Annotated in this window: 18 protein-coding genes and 1 pseudogene; 13 read left to right on the top strand and 6 right to left on the bottom strand. The window is 24.9% G+C overall.

From position 1 onward, the window contains the following. Nucleotides 1-16: 16 nt before the first annotated feature. Nucleotides 17-472 carry a hypothetical protein gene (locus ABXT48_RS02395; RefSeq protein WP_415303157.1) on the bottom strand — a complete coding sequence of 152 codons (456 nt, stop codon included), beginning with the start codon at nucleotides 470-472 and terminating at the stop codon, nucleotides 17-19. Between ABXT48_RS02395 and ABXT48_RS02400 the strand changes: the two genes are divergently transcribed. Together ABXT48_RS02400 and ABXT48_RS02405 are read left to right on the top strand one after the other, a co-directional pair. After that, nucleotides 449-5,095, top strand: a complete 4,647-nt coding sequence (locus tag ABXT48_RS02400) for a hypothetical protein (protein ID WP_415303159.1) — start codon at nucleotides 449-451, stop codon at nucleotides 5,093-5,095. The two genes, ABXT48_RS02395 and ABXT48_RS02400, sit on opposite strands and share 24 nt — an antisense overlap. Continuing rightward, entirely contained in the window at nucleotides 5,095-6,447 is a 1,353-nt protein-coding gene (locus ABXT48_RS02405; RefSeq protein ID WP_415303161.1) for an O-antigen ligase family protein, read from the top strand. Before ABXT48_RS02400 ends, ABXT48_RS02405 begins: the two co-directional genes overlap by 1 nt. 4 nt (nucleotides 6,448-6,451) lie before the next feature. Here the strand turns inward: ABXT48_RS02405 and ABXT48_RS02410 are convergent, their stop codons facing one another. Both ABXT48_RS02410 and ABXT48_RS02415 read right to left on the bottom strand, forming a co-directional pair. Next, a complete protein-coding gene (locus ABXT48_RS02410; protein ID WP_415303163.1) occupies nucleotides 6,452-7,603 on the bottom strand; it encodes a polysaccharide biosynthesis/export family protein in 1,152 nt (383 codons plus the stop codon). Beyond that, nucleotides 7,569-7,940, bottom strand: coding sequence for a hypothetical protein (locus ABXT48_RS02415; protein ID WP_415303165.1), 372 nt, complete (start codon nucleotides 7,938-7,940; stop codon nucleotides 7,569-7,571). Before ABXT48_RS02415 ends, ABXT48_RS02410 begins: the two co-directional genes overlap by 35 nt. A gap of 187 nt (nucleotides 7,941-8,127) precedes the next feature. Between ABXT48_RS02415 and ABXT48_RS02420 the strand changes: the two genes are divergently transcribed. The 6 genes and pseudogenes from ABXT48_RS02420 to ABXT48_RS02445 all read left to right on the top strand — a co-directional run bounded on the left by ABXT48_RS02420 (nucleotide 8,128) and on the right by ABXT48_RS02445 (nucleotide 14,685). Beyond that, entirely contained in the window at nucleotides 8,128-10,260 is a 2,133-nt protein-coding gene (locus tag ABXT48_RS02420) for a GumC family protein (protein WP_415286890.1), read from the top strand. Between the two features lie 3 nt (nucleotides 10,261-10,263). Beyond that, nucleotides 10,264-11,670 (top strand): exopolysaccharide biosynthesis polyprenyl glycosylphosphotransferase, encoded by a 1,407-nt coding sequence (locus tag ABXT48_RS02425; RefSeq protein WP_415303167.1) that lies wholly within the window; start codon nucleotides 10,264-10,266, stop codon nucleotides 11,668-11,670. Between the two features lie 116 nt (nucleotides 11,671-11,786). Continuing rightward, on the top strand, nucleotides 11,787-12,686 hold the full coding sequence (locus tag ABXT48_RS02430; RefSeq protein WP_415303169.1) for a hypothetical protein: 900 nt from the start codon (nucleotides 11,787-11,789) through the stop codon (nucleotides 12,684-12,686). Nucleotides 12,687-12,823: 137 nt separating this feature from the next. After that, nucleotides 12,824-13,198, top strand: a pseudogene (locus ABXT48_RS02435) (sugar transferase). Nucleotides 13,199-13,217: 19 nt separating this feature from the next. Continuing rightward, nucleotides 13,218-14,126: a hypothetical protein gene (locus tag ABXT48_RS02440; RefSeq protein WP_415303171.1), complete on the top strand. Its 909-nt coding sequence runs from the start codon at nucleotides 13,218-13,220 to the stop codon at nucleotides 14,124-14,126. Beyond that, on the top strand, nucleotides 14,113-14,685 hold the full coding sequence (locus ABXT48_RS02445) for a hypothetical protein (protein ID WP_415286895.1): 573 nt from the start codon (nucleotides 14,113-14,115) through the stop codon (nucleotides 14,683-14,685). The genes ABXT48_RS02440 and ABXT48_RS02445 overlap by 14 nt, the downstream gene beginning before the upstream one ends. Here the strand turns inward: ABXT48_RS02445 and ABXT48_RS02450 are convergent. Next, nucleotides 14,661-15,581 carry an NAD-dependent epimerase/dehydratase family protein gene (locus ABXT48_RS02450; RefSeq protein WP_415303173.1) on the bottom strand — a complete coding sequence of 307 codons (921 nt, stop codon included), beginning with the start codon at nucleotides 15,579-15,581 and terminating at the stop codon, nucleotides 14,661-14,663. The genes ABXT48_RS02445 and ABXT48_RS02450 overlap by 25 nt on opposite strands. Nucleotide 15,582: 1 nt before the next feature. Then, nucleotides 15,583-16,533, bottom strand: a complete 951-nt coding sequence (locus ABXT48_RS02455; RefSeq protein WP_415303175.1) for a glycosyltransferase family 2 protein — start codon at nucleotides 16,531-16,533, stop codon at nucleotides 15,583-15,585. 154 nt (nucleotides 16,534-16,687) lie between these two features. On the opposite strand from ABXT48_RS02455, the gene rfbG reads away from it, so the two are divergent. From rfbG to ABXT48_RS02480, 5 genes are all read left to right on the top strand, one after another. Further along, nucleotides 16,688-17,773: a CDP-glucose 4,6-dehydratase gene (rfbG, locus tag ABXT48_RS02460; RefSeq protein ID WP_415303177.1), complete on the top strand. Its 1,086-nt coding sequence runs from the start codon at nucleotides 16,688-16,690 to the stop codon at nucleotides 17,771-17,773. Between the two features lie 2 nt (nucleotides 17,774-17,775). Next, nucleotides 17,776-18,465, top strand: a complete 690-nt coding sequence (locus ABXT48_RS02465; protein WP_415303179.1) for a sugar phosphate nucleotidyltransferase — start codon at nucleotides 17,776-17,778, stop codon at nucleotides 18,463-18,465. A gap of 596 nt (nucleotides 18,466-19,061) precedes the next feature. Next, the gene (locus tag ABXT48_RS02470; RefSeq protein WP_415303180.1) at nucleotides 19,062-19,520 is read left to right on the top strand and encodes a hypothetical protein; all 459 of its coding nucleotides are present in this window, start codon (nucleotides 19,062-19,064) and stop codon (nucleotides 19,518-19,520) included. A gap of 3 nt (nucleotides 19,521-19,523) precedes the next feature. Continuing rightward, nucleotides 19,524-20,801 (top strand): lipopolysaccharide biosynthesis protein, encoded by a 1,278-nt coding sequence (locus ABXT48_RS02475; protein ID WP_415303182.1) that lies wholly within the window; start codon nucleotides 19,524-19,526, stop codon nucleotides 20,799-20,801. After that, nucleotides 20,798-21,985 (top strand): glycosyltransferase family 4 protein, encoded by a 1,188-nt coding sequence (locus ABXT48_RS02480; RefSeq protein ID WP_415303184.1) that lies wholly within the window; start codon nucleotides 20,798-20,800, stop codon nucleotides 21,983-21,985. The genes ABXT48_RS02475 and ABXT48_RS02480 overlap by 4 nt, the downstream gene beginning before the upstream one ends. On the opposite strand, the gene ABXT48_RS02485 is transcribed toward ABXT48_RS02480, so the two are convergent. Then, nucleotides 21,963-22,913 carry an acyltransferase family protein gene (locus ABXT48_RS02485; RefSeq protein WP_415303188.1) on the bottom strand — a complete coding sequence of 317 codons (951 nt, stop codon included), beginning with the start codon at nucleotides 22,911-22,913 and terminating at the stop codon, nucleotides 21,963-21,965. The two genes, ABXT48_RS02480 and ABXT48_RS02485, sit on opposite strands and share 23 nt — an antisense overlap. Nucleotides 22,914-22,942: the final 29 nt, after the last annotated feature.

Raw genomic sequence — 22,942 nt, forward strand, 5'->3', positions numbered from 1 at the left:
TTTATTAATTACCCTATTAGAAAAAACTTTTTAAAACCTTATTTCTATAATCTGGTGAAAATTTTGTATAATTCCTAATAAAATAATTACGTAATTCTAGATTAATTCTTGGATTGTTTTTTGAAAGCTTAAATGTTTTGTAGAAGCTTTTTTCGAATTCTTTAATATTATCTCGGTCCATGCTTTCTAAAATATGCTTATAGTTCCAAAAATCAATATCTAAAAAATCTTTATATATACTTTTATTTAAAAAACTTAATACTAGCAGTCTATTGCTTTTGTTTAACAGAGATGCTTTGTCTAAATGATTAGGAAAGCCTAGAGCTTGTTTGTAACTGTAAGGAGTCCATTGCCAAAAAAAACTCTTTATATTTATTGATGGTAAATAAAGGACTGACACTGCAAACATATTATATGTCAGTAAAGAAACGATAAGAAATTTTAATAAGTGAAAAAAGATAAAATTTTTCATATGAACAATATTAATACATCATTTAAAAAAATCTATTTTTTATTAATTTTAACCTCTTTATTTTTTTTAATATCAATTAACAAAACACATTCAGGAGAAAAAATAGGGACTATTGTAAGTCTTAAAAATGAAGTTTTTGCTATTAATGCTGAGGGAGAAAAAAGATTATTAAACTTATATGATGAAATTTTATTACAAGATGAAATTTTAACTAATGAACTATCTACTGTAACTGCCCAATACAATGACAGTTCAACCATAATAATAAAAGAATTATCCTCATTCAAAGTAACTGATTTCAATATTACTGGTTTAAAAGACATTTTTATAGGTGTGGTTGAGAAAGGATCAGTGATCATCGAGTCAGGGAAGATTGCAAAAAAAAATGATGGTTCTATGACTATAGTGCTTCCTACCATGACTTTGAACGTTAAGGGTACTAGATTTAATATAGAAAATAATCCAGATGGAACCTCAGAAGTTAGTTTAGCAGAAGATAGCTTTGGTAATGTTGGAACAATAAGTATTTCATCAGAAGGTGAAGTAAAAACGCTCTTTGATACTGATCAGGTAATTTCTGTAAACATTGAAACTGGTATTTCTGAAAGACCAAAAACTGATGATGAAAAACAAGAATTAGTAAATGTTTCTAATGATCTAATTAAAGCAAGTTCTATTGATGAAAATGTAATTCAAAAAAATCTAGAAGAAAAATTATTAAATGGTAGTCTTTTGGATGCTAATGGTGATGGGGTAATCGATGTATCTGATATTGATATCATTAAAGAAGGTATTAAACTTGAAAAACAGGAAAAGTTAGATTTTATTGTTGATAACTCTACTGGTGACAATACAGAATTTTTATCACAAGTTTTAAATCAGTCTGATGAAACAAGCATTGGTCAATCAATGGATAAGATTTTTGAATCTAATAATGATTTACTTACTAGTGTAATAACAAATCTAGCTAGTGAAGATAATACTTTTCTTACGACATCTAACTCAGAAACTAATAATGCCATTAAAGAAAAAATTTATACTCAGATGTTAAATGATTTTGATAATGACAATAACAACATAGCGTTAATTGGTAATATAATTTCAAAATCCGATGGTGCTACAGTTGAGAGAATGGTAAATTTTGTTGAAATATCTGATGCCAACAATGAAGGTTCAAGCCTTTCATTACAAGTTTTATCTTCTGTTGCAGACTCTACTTCATTTTATAATGTGGACTTTGGAGGTGAAGAACAAGCTCAAATTGATAGATTAATGGAAACAGCTGTATTTAGTGCAGCCAATAGTGAAGATGGTGCCATGTTGTTAGCAAATATAATGAGTAAAGGAAGTGAAGAAAGTGTTTACATGATGATGGATACTATTGGACAGGTAGGAGAAACATTCACAGACTCAACTCTAGCATTGGAAGTTTTATCGTCTATGGCAGACAATGAATCATTTGAAGACATGAATTTTGAAGGTGAAGGACAAGCACAATTTGATCAAATGATGGAAGATGCTGTATTTAGTGCAGCTACCAGTGAAGATGGTGCCATGATGCTAGGGAATATGATGGCCAATGGAAGTGAAGAAAGTATGGGTATGATGATGGATACTATTGGACAGGTAGGAGAAACATTCACAGACTCAACTTTGGCATTGGAAGTTTTATCGTCTATGGCAGACAATGAATCATTTGAAGACATGAATTTTGAAGGTGAAGGACAAGCACAATTTGATCAAATGATGGAAGATGCTGTATTTAGTGCAGCTACCAGTGAAGATGGTGCCATGATGCTAGGGAATATGATGGCCAATGGAAGTGAAGAAAGTATGGGTATGATGATGGATACTATTGGAAAAGTGGGCAAAACATTCACAGACTCAACTCTAGCATTGGAAGTTTTATCGTCTATGGCAGACAATGAATCATTTGAAGACATGAATTTTGAAGGTGAAGGACAAGCACAATTTGATCAAATGATGGAAGATGCTGTATTTAGTGCAGCTACCAGTGAAGATGGTGCCATGATGCTAGGGAATATGATGGCCAATGGAAGTGAAGAAAGTATGGGTATGATGATGGATACTATTGGAAAAGTGGGCAAAACATTCACAGACTCAACTCTAGCATTGGAAGTTTTATCGTCTATGGCAGACAATGAATCATTTGAAGACATGAATTTTGAAGGTGAAGGACAAGCACAATTTGATCAAATGATGGAAGATGCTGTATTTAGTGCAGCTACCAGTGAAGATGGTGCCATGATGCTAGGGAATATAATTACTAAATCAGATGCAGCTACTGCAAGTACAATGTTAGATAGCATTGCAACTGTATCAGCAAAAGATCCAAACTCTACTCTTGCAGCAGAAACTTTAGCTATGGTTGCTACTACAGCAGCAACTAACAACATATACTTTGATACTGAAAAAATGAATCAGTTTAATGATTTAGTTGATACCGTTACATCTACTAATACAGCAACTACAGCAGATGACGATGCAGCAGCAGCCTTAGCCTTAGCGACAGCAAACATAGCAGAAGATGATGCAGCAGATTTATATGACGCATCGGGATTTGCTTTTGCCCCACCTTACTATCACAAGGATACTGGAACCATTTATAATGATGATGGATTAGATAAAAACGGAAACTCTATGCCTAGTTCAGGTAATTCAATGATAACATATGATGCAGCTGGATTTAATATGGAAACACCTTACTACCATAAAGATACAGGAACTATATATGACTCGGATGGATATGATAAATATGGAAATAGTCAAGGTGGTGGAAGTGTAGCTTGGACTACAACACAAGGAGATTTTCCTTCAACTTTAACTAAAGGTACTGGAATTACTTCAATAAGTTTATCTGCATCAGGAGTTGGAACAATATCTTATACTTACAGTGGAACTTTACCTGATGGATTAGACTTAATGACAGGTTCAGTTTCGGGAACACCTAGTACAGTGCAAGCTGCAACTAGTGTTACAATCACAGCAACAGATGAAGATAATAATACTAGTAATTTAGCTATAAATTTCCCAGCAGTAACTGCTGGTGAAAGTGTAGCTTGGACTACAACACAAGGAGATTTTCCTTCAACTTTAACTAAAGGTACTGGAATTACTTCAATAAGTTTATCTGCATCAGGAGTTGGAACAATATCTTATACTTACAGTGGAACTTTACCTGATGGATTAGACTTAATGACAGGTTCAGTTTCGGGAACACCTAGTACAGTGCAAGCTGCAACTAGTGTTACAATCACAGCAACAGATGAAGATAATAATACTAGTAATTTAGCTATAAATTTCCCAGCAGTAACTGCTGGTGAAAGTGTAGCTTGGACTACAACACAAGGAGATTTTCCTTCAACTTTAACTAAAGGTACTGGAATTACTTCAATAAGTTTATCTGCATCAGGAGTTGGAACAATATCTTATTCTTTGAATAGCGGATCTTTCCCTAGTGGAATAGACTTAACGGCAGGTTCAGTTTCGGGAACACCTAATACAGTGCAAGCTGCAACTAGTGTTACAATCACAGCAACAGATGAAGATAATAATACTAGTAATTTAGCTATAAATTTCCCAGCAGTAACTGCTGGTGGAAGTGTAGCTTGGACTACAACACAAGGAGATTTTCCTTCAACTTTAACTAAAGGTACTGGAATTACTTCAATAAGTTTATCTGCATCAGGAGTTGGAACAATATCTTATTCTTTGAATAGCGGATCTTTCCCTAGTGGAATAGACTTAACGGCAGGTTCAGTTTCGGGAACACCTAATACAGTGCAAGCTGCAACTAGTGTTACAATCACAGCAACAGATGAAGATAATAATACTAGTAATTTAGCTGTAAATTTCCCAGCAGTAACTGCTGGTGGAAGTGTAGCTTGGACTACAACACAAGGAGATTTTCCTTCAACTTTAACTAAAGGTACTGGAATTACTTCAATAAGTTTATCTGCATCAGGAGTTGGAACAATATCTTATACTTACAGTGGAACTTTACCTGATGGATTAGACTTAATGACAGGTTCAGTTTCGGGAACACCTAGTACAGTGCAAGCTGCAACTAGTGTTACAATCACAGCAACAGATGAAGATAATAATACTAGTAATTTAGCTATAAATTTCCCAGCAGTAACTGCTGGTGGAAGTGTAGCTTGGACTACAACACAAGGAGATTTTCCTTCAACTTTAACTAAAGGTACTGGAATTACTTCAATAAGTTTATCTGCATCAGGAGTTGGAACAATATCTTATACTTACAGTGGAACTTTACCTGATGGATTAGACTTAATGACAGGTTCAGTTTCGGGAACACCTAGTACAGTGCAAGCTGCAACTAGTGTTACAATCACAGCAACAGATGAAGATAATAATACTAGTAATTTAGCTATAAATTTCCCAGCAGTAACTGCTGGTGCAACATATAATGCTAAGGGATTTAGTAATAGCTCACCATTCAAACACCAAAATGGAACTGCATATGATTCAAATGGACGAGATTATCAGGGATATAATTCAGCAGGTTACAATAATGAGGGCATGAGTTCTGGCTATCCACCAATTTATAATTCAGCCTATGATGTATCCCCAAATTTATAATGATTAAAAAAAGTAAGCTTTATCAATATATTTTTTTGTTAATTATAACTCTAATGGTTATTTTTAATGGAGGAAATAACAATTTATATATTCAGTTTAATTTTATAATAGTTTCAATCTTTTTTTTATTTTTTATAAGAGAAAAAAATTATTTAGCGCACGTAAGAGAAATACTTACAACAAATAAATTAGCAATTAAATTATATATTTTATTTGTAAGTTTTTTAATATTTCAAACAATACCTCTGCCTATAGAGTGGATTAATTTTTTATCACCTGAAAAATACAATATTTTAAAAAAATTAGACTTTAATGATGGTTATACTTCTATTAGCTTGAATCCATCTAATTCTTTCTTCGGTTTATTAAATTATTTATCAATATTTTTATATTTAATTATTTTTAAAAGTATTTTTTATAAAACTAAAGATATATTTAGATTTTATTATTTTATTATTTTATTAGGAGCGCTAGCTTCTAGCGTTGCAATATATTTCTTTTTAATAGGTAACCCTGATTTTTTCATTCTAAAAAATACAGCTTATAAAGCTGCAGCTACAGGTTTTTTTACCAATAGAACAGTTTTTTCTTGTTTTTTAGTACTGTGTTTCTTTTGTGGTATCGAATATTTAAAGTTAGTTGATATGTTTCAAAAAGATAACACTTATAATTTCTTTAAAAAAATCTATGTTAGGATTTTTATTTTATTAATCACAATCGGAATAATTACTTCTTTTTCAAGGTTGGGAAATTTTTTACTAGTTTCGTTAATATTTATACATTTATTACAATCATTATATTTAAATGAAAAAAAAAATAGATTATTTTTAATAACACTAATATTAATTATATTATTTGATATATTGATTTTAGGCTTCTTTTTTGGGTCAGAAAAATTAATACAAAGATATTCATTTTTAAGTCAAGAAATTAAACAATTTTCAACAGCTATTGAAATGAGTTTATCTCGGGGCGATCTTGCTCAATTTGCATATATAGAGTTTAAAAAGTTTATATTTTTTGGTTATGGAGGTGGAGGGTTTGAGTATCTACTTAAGATAAATTATCAAAATTTATCAAGACAATTTGCTGTGCATGCTCACTCAGGTTTAATTCAATTTATGGGTGAATTTGGGTTAATTGGTTCAATTTTACTTGTTTTAAGTGTTCTATTCATCTCTATTAAAAGTCACATTTTTAATTTTAGAAATATTATATTATTTTACTTATTATTTTTTATCTTAACTTTTGATTTTTCTTTTCATATACCATTAATTCAACTCTTATTCATTTTGTTATTAAGTGTAAATTATAAAAGAAATAACGATGTTAAGTATAAATTTAATAGATAATTTTTTAGGGAGTCATATTTGCAGAGCTTGCTTTCATACCTTCTTGAATAATTGGATTATAAGAGCTAAATAAATCTGTTTGCGGTATCAATAAACTTATTACTCTATTCCATTTAACCATTGCTCCTGCAGGTATAAATATTATATCCTTAGGTTGAAGCATAAATCTTTTACCCAATATTAAACCTGTTGGATTAGTAATATCTAATTGGAATATATTAATCTTTAAAAATTTATTAAAATTTTCTCTTAGTACATAAACTTTTGATGCGTTTGAAGTTAGATTATTTAGTCCAGCAGTAGATATTAATTCAGTTAATGAATAATCCTTGTTTGGAAAATAGACACCTGGTTTTGTTACTTCACCAAAAACATGTATTGCATCAGAGTTTCTATCCACATATAAAACATCATCTTTTTTAAGAAAGAAGTTGTCATTAGCATTTGTGCTTTGAAATATATTGTTTATATCTATTTTATAAACTTTGTTATCTCTTCTAAGCAAGCCTTTGCTTCCAAATGATTTATCTTGAGAATTTGGGTTGTAACTTGCTTGAATTGCAGCATCAATCAACCTAATAGGTTTTTGATCGAGATTTATTGTAATTTGGTTCCGAACAGCACCTAATATATACACTTTACTACTATTAAACTGTTCTATTTTAATTTGTAAATCTGTATTTGTATAATATTTACTCAAAGTAGAATGTAGTATTCCTTTTGATTGGTTTAGAGTTAAATTATCTACCTTAATTTTTCCAATAAATGGTAAATCAATATATCCTTTAGGTCCTATAGTGTAAGAACCATCTATATCATCAGTATCAGTTAAATTAATAGATACTACATCAGATGAACCAAGCGCATATTCGTATTTATAATTATAAATATTTGGAAATTTTTCTATTGAATACTTAAGTTCTTTTATTTGTAAATTATTGTATTTATTGATCTGATTTTCATTAAGTTCATTAATTTTTATAATATCTATTTTAACATTATTAATAGTATATGATTCAAGATTAACCTTTGAGCCTTTTTGTTTTTTGGGATTTTTACTAATACCAGGTAAAGAGCTACAATTATAAGTAAAAAAAATTATAAAAATTATCTTAATGATATTATAAAAAAATTTGAGTCCATTTTTTAAATTCATTTATTGTTATATCTTCTGGTTCAATTATCCAAGATCTATTATCTTTTGGATTATCAACAAACCTTATAAACTTTTTTATTTTAGCATTCTCAAGTATTAAACGTAACGATGGTTTAGAGACTCTACTTGATGGCGCTACTTCACGCGCAATATCCTCAATGTTGATAGATTTGTATTCATTATAAGATTTGAGTATAAATAGCCAAATAGTCATAGTGACTAAATCTTTTCTAAAAAACCTTATTGTGCACGTTTCTTCATTATCAACTGTATTGATAATATCTGAAAGTAATGCATCACATATTTTCTGAGTGTGAGGATCTAGTAGTCTATCCATAAAAAGTTAGTAAAGTAAATTTACAAAGTATTCTTAAAGTTATACAAACATTTTTTCAGTAACAAGAAGTAAATACATAATTACTCAAATATTCCCGTCAAAGTAATCAGTATAAACAATCTTTGTTTACTAATTTAGTAAATTTATTTTAGATATTTACTTCACAGACATTAAGTAAATTAATTCAATGTTTGGTAGAATAGGAAACTTATTTAATTTATTTGACCTTGGAGACCTAAGCTTTTTTTTATTACTAGCTAAAAAAAATATAAAAAATATTTTAATAGCCACATTCTTAGTCTCAATCATTGTATTTTTTATATCCCTTAATATTGAAAAAAAATATTTAAGTGAAGCAACACTAGTCATCGCACCTGATGAGAACAAAATTGTAAATATTGATGAAGCTTATTCAATAGATAGCATGCAAAATAGAGTAAATAATCAGATCGCTATTTTAAAAAGTGACGAAGTAATAGAATACATAGTAAGTGATGAACAAAACCAACTTGAGTTTAAAGAGCTATACTCATCAGTAGAAAAGAACATTTTTAAAAGAATATTATCAAAAGAAACCATTATTGATAAAGACTATATAAAATCTATTTTATCAAATAATTTTGTCGTAAAAAATGTTCCTAGAAGTGATGTTTTATTACTTAGTTTTGTTTCAAATAATCCAAAAGTCTCACAATTAGCTTTAAAAAATATTATAGATTCCTATCAACGATATGAAGTAGATAGCAAAATTCAAATTACTAACTATGCAAATATAAAGATTACAGAACGTTTAAAAGAATTAGCTATCCAAATGAATATAGCTGATAAAAAATTAGCAAAATATAAAAAAGAAAATAACCTAGTAGATACAGGCAATGTTAAGGAATTAATAATTAAAGAAATTCAATCTATTTCTAATAATATTCTTAAATCTAAACAGGAGATTCAAAAACACGAAAATGATTTAATTTCTGTTAAAGCTGCAAACGGTGATGTAGATATTTTACTTGCTATTAAAGATCTTAATGAAAGAAAAGAAATTACTAATATTAAAAACAATCTTTCAGCTAATAAGAATAACATTCAATCATTATTATTAGTGTACACACCCAAGCACCCAAAAGTTACACAAGCAAACACATTAAATATAAGTTTAGAAAAACAATTAAAAAATATTTTAAATGAAGTCATTCAAATTAAAGTTTTTGAATTGAGTAATCTTAATAATTTTATTAATTTATCTAAGAATGATCTTGAAAATGCTAAAAACAATTTAAGAGAGATAGAAGAAAAGGAAGCTGGGATGATGAATTTTTCAAGAGAGGTTGAAAGTAGTAGAAAATTATATGAAACATTTTTACAAAGAGTTAAAGAAACAAACGAAGCTCAAAATTTACAAATATCTAAACTAAAAATAATTGAAACTCCAAGTTTGCCAAATGGGCCATTTTCTCCTAAACCGTATAAAAATTTTATAACTTCTCTGATAGTGTCATCTTTATTTTTTTATGGATTAATATTTTATAGAGAAATGAATTCTGCTGTAATTAAAACACCAGAAGCTATAGAACATTTAAATATTCCACAAATTGGCATCTTGCCAAAAGTTATCAATATTAAAAAAGGCTATCATATTTTACAAAATTTTTTAGAAGATAGTGAATCAAATTTTTCAGAAGCTATAAGATCTTCAAGGGCAATTATTGAATCAAAGTTTAAAAAAAATAGTAGTTTTTTAGTAACCTCTAGCAACCCTTCTGAAGGTAAAACAAGTTATGCTTTTAATCTAGCTTTATCATTAGAGAAAACTTACAAAGTATTATTTGTCGAAGCTGACATTAGAAGACCATCAGTCCTAAACAGCTTCTATAAATTTGATAAGGAAATTTTTGGTTTGGGGGAGATTATATCCTCTAATAACAGCCTAAAAGATACAATTTTTACCGTTCCAGGTACCAAATTAGAAATTATTACCTCAGGCGCTAAGCGATTTGACATGTCGGATATTGTTAGTAGAGAACAGATTAAAAAGTTTTTTGATGTATTGAAGACACAATATGACTATGTAATAATTGACTCGCCACCCGTTCAACCTGTGTCTGATACGTTAATTCTAACTCAAGCATCAGATTATAATTTATTTATTATACGATCTGAAACTTCAAGAACGTTAGCTTTTATGTCTTCTATAAAAAAAATTCAAAATGTTGGTGCTAAAATTGATGGAATTGTTATTAATGATTTAGACACCTCAAAAGATAGTTATTATAATTATAACTATAATTATAATTATTCATCAAATTATTACAATAAAACTTAAATAATGTTTAGACTTGAAAAAGTTTTTCAAAATGACGATTCTTTTTTTATAAAGATATCATCACTTTTAAAGGTAATTTCTATTTTATTATCAATATACATATTTTCAATATTAGAATTTAAAACAATTTATGATCTGTTTAATATTAATATTTTTACAAATTCAAAATATTATAATATTTCAATTTTTATAATTCCTATTTATTTTTTAATCTCAATATTTTTAAATAATTCAAATAAATATAAATCAAATTTTATTATATTTTTAAGATATGATATTTTACCATTTGTTATTACAATTTTATTGTATTTAGTATTTAGTTTTACATTTGAGATAAATTTAACTTTATCATTTTTGTATATGGTGTTTTTTATTATTCTTATTTTATATCTCACAAAAATATTAACAAATTATTCGTATAATTACCTAATAAATGAAAATATTATTCAACGTAATATAATGATAGTGGGTGAGTTTAAAGATATTCTAAAATTAATGAATGAGCATAGTGAAAAAATTAATATTTATAAATGTTGTCTTATAATAACTGATAAATACACAGATTTAAGTAAGTTAAGAATTGAATTAAAAATTCCAATTTTTACTCAAATAGCAGATATCAGATCAATTTTAGAATATCATTCTCTAGGTCAAATTTGGATTTTAGATAATAAAAAAAATGACTTAGAAATATTATTAAATAACGTGCTAAAATTTTCTGTCGATATTTTGATCATTGATGTAGCATCTAAAGTTGTTGGATTAAAAGAAAATTTAATTAATAATAAATATAAATTTAAATATTATGAAATATCAAAATTTTATGGTTTCAAATTACTTTTAAAAATAATTTCTGATAAGATATTATCTTTAATATTTTTAATTAGCTTTTCACCATTAATCGCTATCTCTATGTTGCTTATTTATTTAGAAGACGGATTTCCTCTATTTTTCACACAAGATAGAACAGGTTGGGATGGAAGAAGATTTAAGATTTACAAATTAAGATCTCTCAAAAAAATTAAATTTGATAAAACTGTTCAGGTTCAAGTAGGAGATAGTAGGGTTTTAAAAATTGGAAAGTTTATCAGAAGATTTAGTATTGATGAGTTACCTCAATTTTATAATGTTTTAATTGGCGATATGTCCATTGTTGGGCCAAGACCTCATATGGTTGAACATGATATATTATACTCCTCTCTATTTGAGAATTTTTTAAAAAGACATAAATCCAATCCGGGCTTAACTGGGTGGGCTCAAGTAAATGGAAATAGAGGTGCCACACCTACATCAGAGCATATGCGTAAAAGAATGGAATATGATTTATGGTATTTAAATAATTGGACCTTATGGCTAGATTATTTGATTATTTTAAAGACATTTTACGTCGTATTTAAGAAGAATGATTAAATAATGTACTAATATATTACATCTAATTTTATAACATAAATTTTTAGTATATTTAGTTGACTCATAATTAGTACTAATAATTCATAATACAAAATTAAACTTGTAAGTGAATTATAATGAATATTTATTCTATAGAGGAAATTATCAATGCATCTAATTCTATCCTTAAAAAAAAAGATACCCCAGTTTATAATAATATAGAATTAAATAAAATTAAAAAAATTAACAATAAAAAGAAACCTTTACTTATACAAAATAAAAATTTTATAAAAAGAGTGCCGGTTGTTATTCATAATGTAAATAAAGATGAGTTATTAGATGAACTTTATAATTTTTTTAAGAATAAAGTAAAAAAAAATACAATCAAATTAATAATTGAATTAAAAGAAGAATTAGTTTCATTGAGAAATAAAATTTCTGTATTAAAATTTCATGGAGAAGAAAAAGACAAATCTAATATATTGCTAAAAGATGATATTTTGAACCTAGTAAATGAAAAAAATAAGATAAAATATAATCTTAAAAAAGAGGTTATAAATACAAATTTATTACAAGTTGAAAATAAAAATTTAGAATCAAATAGTTTAAAGTTAGAAAGTAATTTAAAAACCCTCAAGAATGAAAAATATGAACTTGAAAAAAAAACTGATAAACTACAAGTCTTAACCAATACTTTAAAATTACCCAAAAATGTTATTGAAGAAAAAAATAAACAAATAGAAAATCTAGAAAATAAAATAATTTTTTACCAAGAGGATAGCTTAAGGATTAACAATGAATTACTGAATTATCAAAAGAAATCAAAAAATATAAATTTAGAAATAAGTAATTTAAAAAATGAAAGAATTAGTTTTATTGAAAAAGTAAACTCAATAAATAAAGTTATTAAAGGAGAGAATGTAGTTTCAAATGCATTTGAAGACAGTAAAGCAAGTGAAATAGATTATAATAAAAATAAAGAAAAAATTAATAAAAATAATCTAAATAATGAAATCAAAAAAATATTTGATAAATAAATTACTCCTAAAAATAAAATTATTTACCAATATTTATGTTTTAAAATATTAATGACAGCTAAAATAACCCTTAAAAATTTTACATTATATAAAAAACTAATTATGACAAAACTCTACAAGTCCCAAAAGATTATAAAATATTTTTAAAAGTAAATTTATTTCTAAGACGATTTAGTATTGATGAATTGTGTCAGTTTATTAATATATTAAATGGAAATATGTCTATTATTGAACGAAGACCACGCATGGTAGGGCAGTATATTTATTATTCATCTTTGCTTTGAAATTATCTTAAAAGACATAAGTGTAACGTTGGTTTGACAGGATGTAATTAAGTAAATGGACTTAGAGGAGCCACACCTGACCCAAAGAGCATGAAAAGAAGAGTAGATTTTGATATTTGGTACTTAAATAATTGGACAATATGGGTGGATTTATACATTATGTTTAAAAGCTTTTATGCTTTGATTAAATATAGGGTGATTAGAGCTAAACTGAAGTTCTTAGTATAAAATAAATTTATGAAATTAAATGTCGATAATCAATAATAAATATAAACTCAGCAATAAATCAGGAAAAATAATTAAAATATACAATACTGATAAAAAAAAAATCATTATAATTAAAAGAGAAAACATCCACAAAATATTCAAGATATATTTAAGAGGCAATAAGCAGCTTGAATATAAAAATGAAATTAAAGGTTATAGTTACTTTAAAAGAATTAAATTTTTTAAAATTCCAAAATTATATAATCACTTAAACTCCAAAAGTATCAGTTATATTGAATTAGAATACATCAAAGGTAAGAAGGTTAGCTTTTTTGATTTTAAGAAAGTATTTAAAAAAAATATTAGATTAACCAAAACGATATCAGATACAAGATATATTAATAACATTTCTGTTTTTTATGAACACAAAAAAAATAAAAAATTAATCATAATTGAAAATGATATTAAAGATTATTTAAAAAAAAAAAAATTTAAACTTAATTCTAAATTATCACTCACACATGGTGATTTTGCTCATTATAATTGTTTGAAAAGAGATAATAATTTTTATGTATTTGATTTTGAAAAATTTCGAGAACGTGTATTTTTATTTGATCATTTTAATTGGCAATATCATTCAATAATATTAAATATTGGATCTATACTTATTTCCAATAAACTTATATTTAGAAACAACTTTCTAACAAATGTTATTCTAAAATATATTAAATTTTTAATTTATTTTAAGTTTAAAAAAATCTTAGTTAATTATAAGATTGACAAAAAAGAGTTTACTAAGATTTACTTATTTTACTTATTTGAAAAGCAATCTATTTTACTTTTTGATCTTAAATTTGTTAAAAATATTAAAAATAAAATTTTAACAAGAAAATTGATTATGATGATTAAAAAAAATATCTATTTTATTTTAAGCAATGAAAAATTTTAAAACAATAATTTTTCTTGGTGTTGATGGTACTGGTAAATCAACTCTGATAAACTCTGTATATAAAAAAAATAAAAAGAAATTTGAAAAAATACATTTCGCACCAGATTATTTTAAAAAAAAGAATAAACCTATCACTAACCCTCACCAACAAATAAAAAGAAGCATGGTATTTTCTTTTTTTAAAATTATATATTGGATTATTAATTATCAAATATTTACTATTTTAAATTATAATTCTAAAAAAATTTATATTTTTGATAGATATATTTATGATGTAATGATAGATCCATTAAGATATAGATTTTCTTTATCCATGATAGTAATTACTAAAATTATCAAATTTGCAATTAAACCTGATCTTATTGTTTTACTTACTGGTAACCCAAAAAAAATCTATTCTCGAAAAAAAGAATTAACATTAAAAGATACAATTAAATTAAATGATAAATATATAAAATTTGTTAAAAAATTTGATGTTAAGATAGTTTTAAATTGTCTAAATAAAATTGACTCTAATCGTGATAAAATATTAAATTATATTAAGAAACTATCTTTATAGTATTTAATGGTAGATGTGATCCCTTTGTTAAAGGAGATTTTTGGACTTAAGTTGATTTCTTTTTTAATTTTTTTTATATCTGGATAAAGTTTTTTTATTTCATCTTTTCTTAATTTAATTTTTCCATATTGAGGAAAGCCACCTTTCGAAATTTTTCTAATTTGTTCAATCACACTTTTTACTTTCACAGGCTTTCCTGATCCAATATTAAAAATTTGACCTATTGATTTCTTAGATTTTATTAATTTAAATATTGCTCTGATAACATCATCTATATGAATAAAATCTCTTATTTGATCACCTGTAGAACAGTCAAATATTCTATTTTTTAAACAAGCCATTATTGTAATTGGAATTAATCTGTTCTGATCCTGTCTTGGCCCATAAGCGAGGTATAGCCTTAATATTGAAGCTGGAAATTTTTTTTTTTTATATAAATCAATTAAATATCTTGTCGCTGATAACTTTGCTTCACCATAGGTTGATTTAATAGATTTTATATTGGTCACCATGTTCTCATTTTGTGGAGATTCATTAAAACCATACTCAACACAGCTTCCAATTTGTAAAAAAAATTTTGGAGTTTTTTTAATAAAAATATCAGCTAAATTTTTGCATCCAATATAATGGCTATTAAGTGTTTTTTTTTTATTTGCATGATCAACATATCCACCTAAATTAACAACATAGTCATATTTTTTTTTAATCACCTTTGTTAGTTTTTTTTTATCTGAAATATCACAAATAATATATTTAACTTTTTTTAAATATCTTATTTTTTTTGCTGGTTTAGTAGAAATACTAGTAACAATTAATTTTTTTTGAATTGCTTTTTTTGCGAGGTGATAGCCAATAAATCCTGTACCACCTACAATTAAAATATTTTTTTTATTCATCTTATTTAAATATATGCTGGTATAATCTTTTTAATGTATACCTTGGTGAATGTATAAAAGCTAAAATTATATTTAGTAAAGATAATAAATATTTTTTTTGAATAAAAGAATAAGCTGATATTTTATAATATGTTTTAGAATAGTCTAAAATTATACGTGGAATTCTATAAGAATATTTGTTCCAAAAATTACTATAAAAATAATCTTCTGATATTTCTTTTTTTCCACTTCTTCTTTGCCTCATATTATAATTTAAAAAATGTGTGATTTCACATTGTTTCATACTATTTTGTACACTAAAACTTGTTTCGTGGACCCTATAATAGTAAAGTGGTTTATTAATAGTTTGTATTAAAAAACCTTTTTCAGCAATTTTATAAAATAAATCGATATCTGCAGCTATATTATTATTTAAATAGCCACCAACTTTAAAAAAAATATTTTTATTAACAACTATACTTGGATCTATTATAGAAAAGCTTTCATTCTTTGAGTTCATTTTGTCAAATGCTTTTATATTAGTCGGACCTGAAAAACGATTAGCTATAATCTTGTTTTTATAATTGATATATTTTCCATATGTAGAAACGACTCCTAGGTTTTCGAAAGAAGTATTGTTAATAAAATTTATTTGTTCTTGAATACGATTTATATCACATTCATCGTCAGCATCCATTAAAGCAAACCAATCAAATATTGATTCATTTATACCAGTTGCTCTACCCTCATAGAGCGACTCATTATTCAAATTTGTTAGAATTTTTATTCTAGTATCTTTATTTTGATAAGATTGTAAAATTTTAGAAGTACCATCATTTGAATCATTATTAACAATAATAAATTCAAAATTTATAAATGTTTGATTTAAAATACTTTCAATTGCTCTTCCAAGAAATTTTTCCCCATTTTTGACACTCATAATTATAGATATATTTTTGATTTTATTTATCATTTTAAAAATTTCGTGTAGTCATAATATTTATCTAATGATTTACCTATAAGCCATCTAAATAAAGACATAATTTACGATAAATAATTACTTATTACAGTTATTGTAAAATAGTGATAATAATAATTTCTTTACAATATTAACAATTAAAAAATTAATGATTTTAAATAACTTTAGAAACAAAACTGTTATAGTTACAGGACACACTGGTTTTAAAGGATCATGGCTATCACAATGGCTTGTCTTATTGGGAGCTAATGTAATTGGTGTATCCAGTACTGTACCTTCCAAACCATCGCACTATGAATTAATTAATTTGAAAAAAAATATTATTAACAAAAAAATAGATGTTGTTAATTTAAAAGCTTTAATAAAAATTTTTACTGATTATAAACCAGATTACGTGTTTCATTTAGCAGGACAGGCTTTAGTAAAAGATTCATATTTAGATCCTGTAAAAACCTGGCATACCAATACAATCGGTACTTTAAATATTTTGGAAAGTTTAAGAAAATTAAAAAAAAACTGTATAGTAGTGTTAATTACTAGTGATAAAAGTTATAAAAATATAGAAATCAAAAGAGGATATAAAGAAAATGATATTCTTGGTGGATACGATCCTTATAGCGCCTCAAAAGCTGGAGCAGAATTAGCTATACAATCACATATTAAATCCTTTTTCCCTAAAGAAAAAACTAATACTTTAATCTGTGTAGCAAGAGCAGGAAATGTTATTGGAGGAGGTGATTGGTCAAACTATAGGTTAATTCCTGACTGTATAAAGTCTTGGACAACAAATAAAAAGGTCACCCTTAGAAGTCCAAATTCTACCAGACCATGGCAACATGTTTTAGAGGCTATTTGGGGCTACTTATTATTAGCTTCAAAAATGAAAAAAAATAAAAAACTACATGGGGAAGTTTTTAACTTTGGACCAATAAATACTAACAACTATAGTGTGCTTGAGGTAGTAAAAACTATGAAAAAAAATTGGGAAAAAGTTTCATGGACGGTACCAATCTCTAAAAAAAAATCTTTCTACGAGTCTTCTTTGTTAAAAATAAATTCTAATAAATCAAAAAAAATAATTAAATGGAAATGTATTTTAACATTTTCAGAAACTATGCAAATGGTTGTAAACTGGTACAAAACTAATGATATAAATTCAAAAAATATTTATAAAACAACCATTAACCAGATTAAAGATTATGAGAAACTTATAAAGATAAGGGGAATTAAATAATTATGAAAGTTGTAATTTTAGCTGGTGGGCTAGGTACTAGAATTTCTGAATACACAAAAACAATTCCAAAACCAATGATTAAAGTTTGTAAAAAACCTTTGATTTATTATATCATGAAGCATTACGCCAATCATGGCTTTAAAGATTTTTATATAGCCCTAGGTTACAAGGGTCACATTATAAAAGAATATTTTAAAAATAAAAAGTTTAATTGGAATATTAACTTAATAGATACAGGTCAAAAAACAATGACTGGTGGAAGATTAAAAAGATTGAAAAAGTATCTAGGTAATGAAACATTTATGATGACTTATGGTGATGGATTATCAGATGTAGATTTAAAAAAGCTATTAAGATTCCATCTAAAAAGTAAAAAGTTGGTCACCCTAACAGCTGTTAGACCTCCGGCTAGATTTGGTGCCATAAAAGTAATAGGTAAAAATGTAAAATATTTTAAAGAAAAATCTAAATTAGATGAAGGGTGGATTAATGGTGGTTTTTTTGTAATGGAGCCAAAATTTTTAAAATATATTAAAAATGATCAATCATTTCTTGAGAGAGGGCCAATGGAAATTTTAACTAAAAAAAAACAACTTATTGCATTTAAGCATAAAAAATTTTGGCAGTGCATGGATACTTTGAGAGATAAGGAGAATTTAGAAACGATTCTTAAAAATAATAAATATTTTTAACTAATTTTTAATTTGAGTAAAATTTCATTAATCAAAATATTTTTTTATTTATGAAAAATACTCTCAATATATTAAGATAATTATTATTTATATTATTTTGAAAAATAAAAAAAAAACACAGTCAAAGATATAATAAATGAATTAAATAAATCTAATATTAAGTATGGAATTTTAAGAAATTATAAAAACTTTCCAAATATTAAAAGTGATTTAGATTTAATTTCAAATATCAATATTTCTACAATTAAAATCATTTTAAAAAAAATAAGATTGAAATATAAATGGGATTTTCTTTTTTATGATAATTCTAAAAGTAAATTTTTTTCAAAAAATAACAAAATTGAAACATTTTATTTTGTTGACTTTAATAAATTACTTTTTTTACAAATAGATTTTTTTCGCATATTATCTTTAGCCAGTACCCCTTACTTTCAAATTAAAAAAAAGAATCCTTAGAGTATTTTAAAAAGAACATTCCAATAATACCAATTAAGGTCACTAATACATATCATGCCTTTCAAATTGCTAAAATCTTACATTCTAAAGATAACGAAAAAATTAAAAGGTATAAAAAAGCTTTTTTACAGAACAATTTTGTGTTCGAAAAAAAAGTAATTTTTGAAAAAAAAATAATAAAATCATTAAAAAAAAATCTAAAAAAAAATAATCTCTTTAATTTTAAGATAATAATTTTTTTTTATAAATTTTTGATTTTAACAAAATATTATTTCCTTAATTTTTCTAAAGTACATTTAATATTTTTTAGAGTATTTGAGTTATTTTTACTTTATTTTTTTTGTCCTACTGGATTTAATATAAAAATTTCTTATAATAATATTAGTGAAATAAATTCTTATGAAAAATATTTTGATAAATTAAAAAAATCTCAAATAATCAATGATTGGAAATATGATCATGGAGTGCCTTTTTTTTATAGAAAAATTTTTTTAGAAAGAAGAAATATTTTAATAAAAAAAGAAAAAAATAGTAATAAAAAAGATTCGATACAAAATATTTTTAAAGAAAATTTTATTAAAAAATATATAAGGATTTAGATAATGTTTTCAATTAAATTTATAAAACTTTTTTTATTTAAAGAAAATTTTAATCTTATTTTTCTTGATCAAATTATAGTAAGTGCAGGTAACTTTTTAATATCAATTATTATTTTAAGATTTCTAGGTTTGGAAGATTTTGGTATATTTAGCTTTTATTGGCTTTTTCTTTTCTTAATTTATGGATTACAAATTTCTTATATAATTTCTCCAATGTTAACTAATGCCCCCAAATATAAAAATTCTATCCTTAATTTTTTTTATGGTGGAATATTTTTTCAACAAATAATTTTTACTTTATTAGTTTCTTCTATAATTTTTGTTAGTTTAAATTTTTTAGGTAATTTTAATTTAGGTTATAAATTTAGTGATTATTATTTAGAATTTTCACTAATAATTATTTCAACACAATTACATCAGTTTATTAGAAGATTATTATTAAGCAAAAAGTTATACTTAAGAGCCTTACTAGGTGATTTACTTACCTATTTTCCATTGACTATTTCTATGATTTATTTGAATTATTTAGACTTGCTTAGCTTAGAGAATGTTTGGTGGTTAATTTTCTATACATTTTTATTTGGTTTTGCAGTTAATTTTTCAATAATTATTTCTTTAAAATACCGATTTAAAAATACTCATGAAGCAATCAAGGAAAATTGGATCATTGCTAAATGGCTTTTATTAACATCATTATCTCAATGGTTTTCAGGGAATTTGTGGTTAGTAAATACTGGAGTTATATTGGGACCTTACATATTTGGAATTATTCGAGCATGTCAAACATTATTAAATGTTTTAAATATTTTTTTTCAATCAATTGAAAATTTTATACCAGCAGAAGCTTCTAAAAAATTTACATCTGGTGGAATTAAAGAAATGGAACTTTATTTAATAAGATTTACTAGAAAATATTTGATCATAATTTTATCAATTGTAATTCTGATTATTTTATTTTCAAAATATTTACTTAATTTTTTTTATGGATTAGAAACTTCAAATTCTAATCAAATTTTAATTTATTTATCATTAATTATACCATTTCATTTTTTGCAGTATCCTCTAAATTATAGTTTTAGAACCCTAGGTAAAACAAAACCAATTTTTATAGCTTATTCATGTTCTGCTATTTTTGCATTATTAACTTCAAAATTTATTATTACTAATTTTAAAATACAGGGTTTAATATTTGGTTTATACGCATCTCAAATGTTGATTATAATAATATTATATTTTAGCTATTATCATTTAAGAAAAAACATTAAGAAGGATTTAATTTGAAAATTTTATTATCAGCTTATGCTTGTGAACCGAATACAGGATCCGAACATCAAATAGGATGGTCATGGATTAAAACTTTATCTCAAAAAAATAAAGTTTATGTTTTAACAAGAAAAAAAAATAAAAAAAAAATATTAAAAGAAATCCTATTAAAAAAAATAAAAAATGTTTCTTTCTTATTTTATGATTTACCTGATTTTTTTATTAAAATAATCAAGGGTGGAAATAATAAATCCAATTCCTATCTATATTTTTTATTTTGGCATGTTTTTATTTATTTTAAATACAAAAAGTTAATAAAAGAAAATAAGATTGATTTAATTCATCATGTTACCTTTGGTACTTTTAGAATACCGAATTTATTATGTCTTTGTAATATTCCTTTTATTTATGGCCCACTTGCTGGGGGTGAGATGGTTCCCTTTAAGGTATTAAAAAAATTTAGCACTAAGTCTAAATTAACTGAAGTGTTAAGAAATATATCTAATTCTTATGTTAGATTTTCATTATTGTTAAATATCACACTTTTTAGAGCAAAAAAAATTATCTTAACCTCAGAAACTAGTAGAAAATTTATACCAAAATTTTATCATAAAAAAATTCAAATAATACCAGCTCTTTTCAATGAAAAATTTTTTTATAAATTAAAAAAAGATAACAATTTTAAAATATGTTTTATTGGTAGGTTAGTTGAATGGAAGGGTGTTGAAATATTAAAGAAATTATTTCTTAAAATTGAAACACTTAATAAAAAAATTACTTTGGATATCTATGGTAATGGCCCAAGAAAAAATAATTTAGAAAATTTTATAATTAAAAATAATTTTGAAAATAAGATTAAGATATTTGGTCATATTGATCAAAAGAAACTAATTAAAAGTTTTAAAAAATATGATTTATTAATTTTTCCAACCCTTCGTGACTCTGGTGGTTATGTAATTTTAGAAGCACTTAATAATAATTTGAATGTAATAACAACTAATGCCGCAGGACCAAAAGCAATTATAAGAAATTATGACTTAGGCTTTGTAGATATTTTTAATACCACTTTAGATCAAATAGCTAATCAATTTTTTAAAAAAATAAAATTATATTATGATGACAAAAATAAAAAATTTTATAAATATAAGTTAAATAAACTTTTGTCTAAAAAAAATAAAATTAAAAAGATTTATAATTTTTAATTTTTTTTTCAAAAAAAGAAAATATTTTTTTCAATAAATATGCACTTATTAAAACACATGGTATAAATATTAAAATATTTAACGGAAAAAAACTAAAAGGGTATTCCTTGAAGTAATTGTGTGTTAAATATATTTCTAAAGAAATTGATGACACAAACATAATAATTATATTTATAATTCTATTTTTTTGAAATAAAATTATTTGTTTTGTTTTTAAAAATGTTAAAAGTGAATATAAGATAATTAGAATAAAAAAATGTTCTAGAAATTGAATAAAGTAATAATCATATTTTAACATTGTAAATTTAAGTAAATAAAAGCAACTTATACTTATAAATAAAATGAATGATGAATATTTTATACCTAAATATAATTTATCATAAATCTTAAAGACCAAAACCCCCAGAACCATAACAAATAAATAAAAAATACTTTTGAGCAATATATTTTCCTCAATAGAATATCTTTGGTTATCTATTAACAGATAATAGGAAATTAAATATATTATGAATATTGCAAAAAGAGTTTTTTTAATTTCTTTAACTTTTAAGTTTGTAATTATAAAATATATAATTAAGTAAAAATATGTTAACACTGGTAGAAACCAGAATTCTTTGGGAAAAATTAACGTTACAAATAGATCTGTGGTATTCTCAACAACTATAAAGCCTATTAAGATGTAAAATAATACAATTATGATTAATTTTGGGTAAATTCTTAAATATCTTTTTTTTACCCAGGTAAAATAATTAATCTTATTTTTAGCAAGTGAATAACTTAAGCCAATTCCTGATATGAAAAAAAATATAGCATTTCCTATAGCCCCACCTGTAGCTAAGTATTTATATTCATAGAATAAATATAGGTGTGAATTTACAATTAATAATACTGCAAGTATTCTTAAAGTTGATAATTCGATATATTTCATTAAGGCTTTCTATTATACCCTATTAATGA

The sequence above is a fragment of the Candidatus Pelagibacter sp. Uisw_101 genome (genome assembly GCF_047727615.1).
Lineage (GTDB): Bacteria > Pseudomonadota > Alphaproteobacteria > Pelagibacterales > Pelagibacteraceae > Pelagibacter.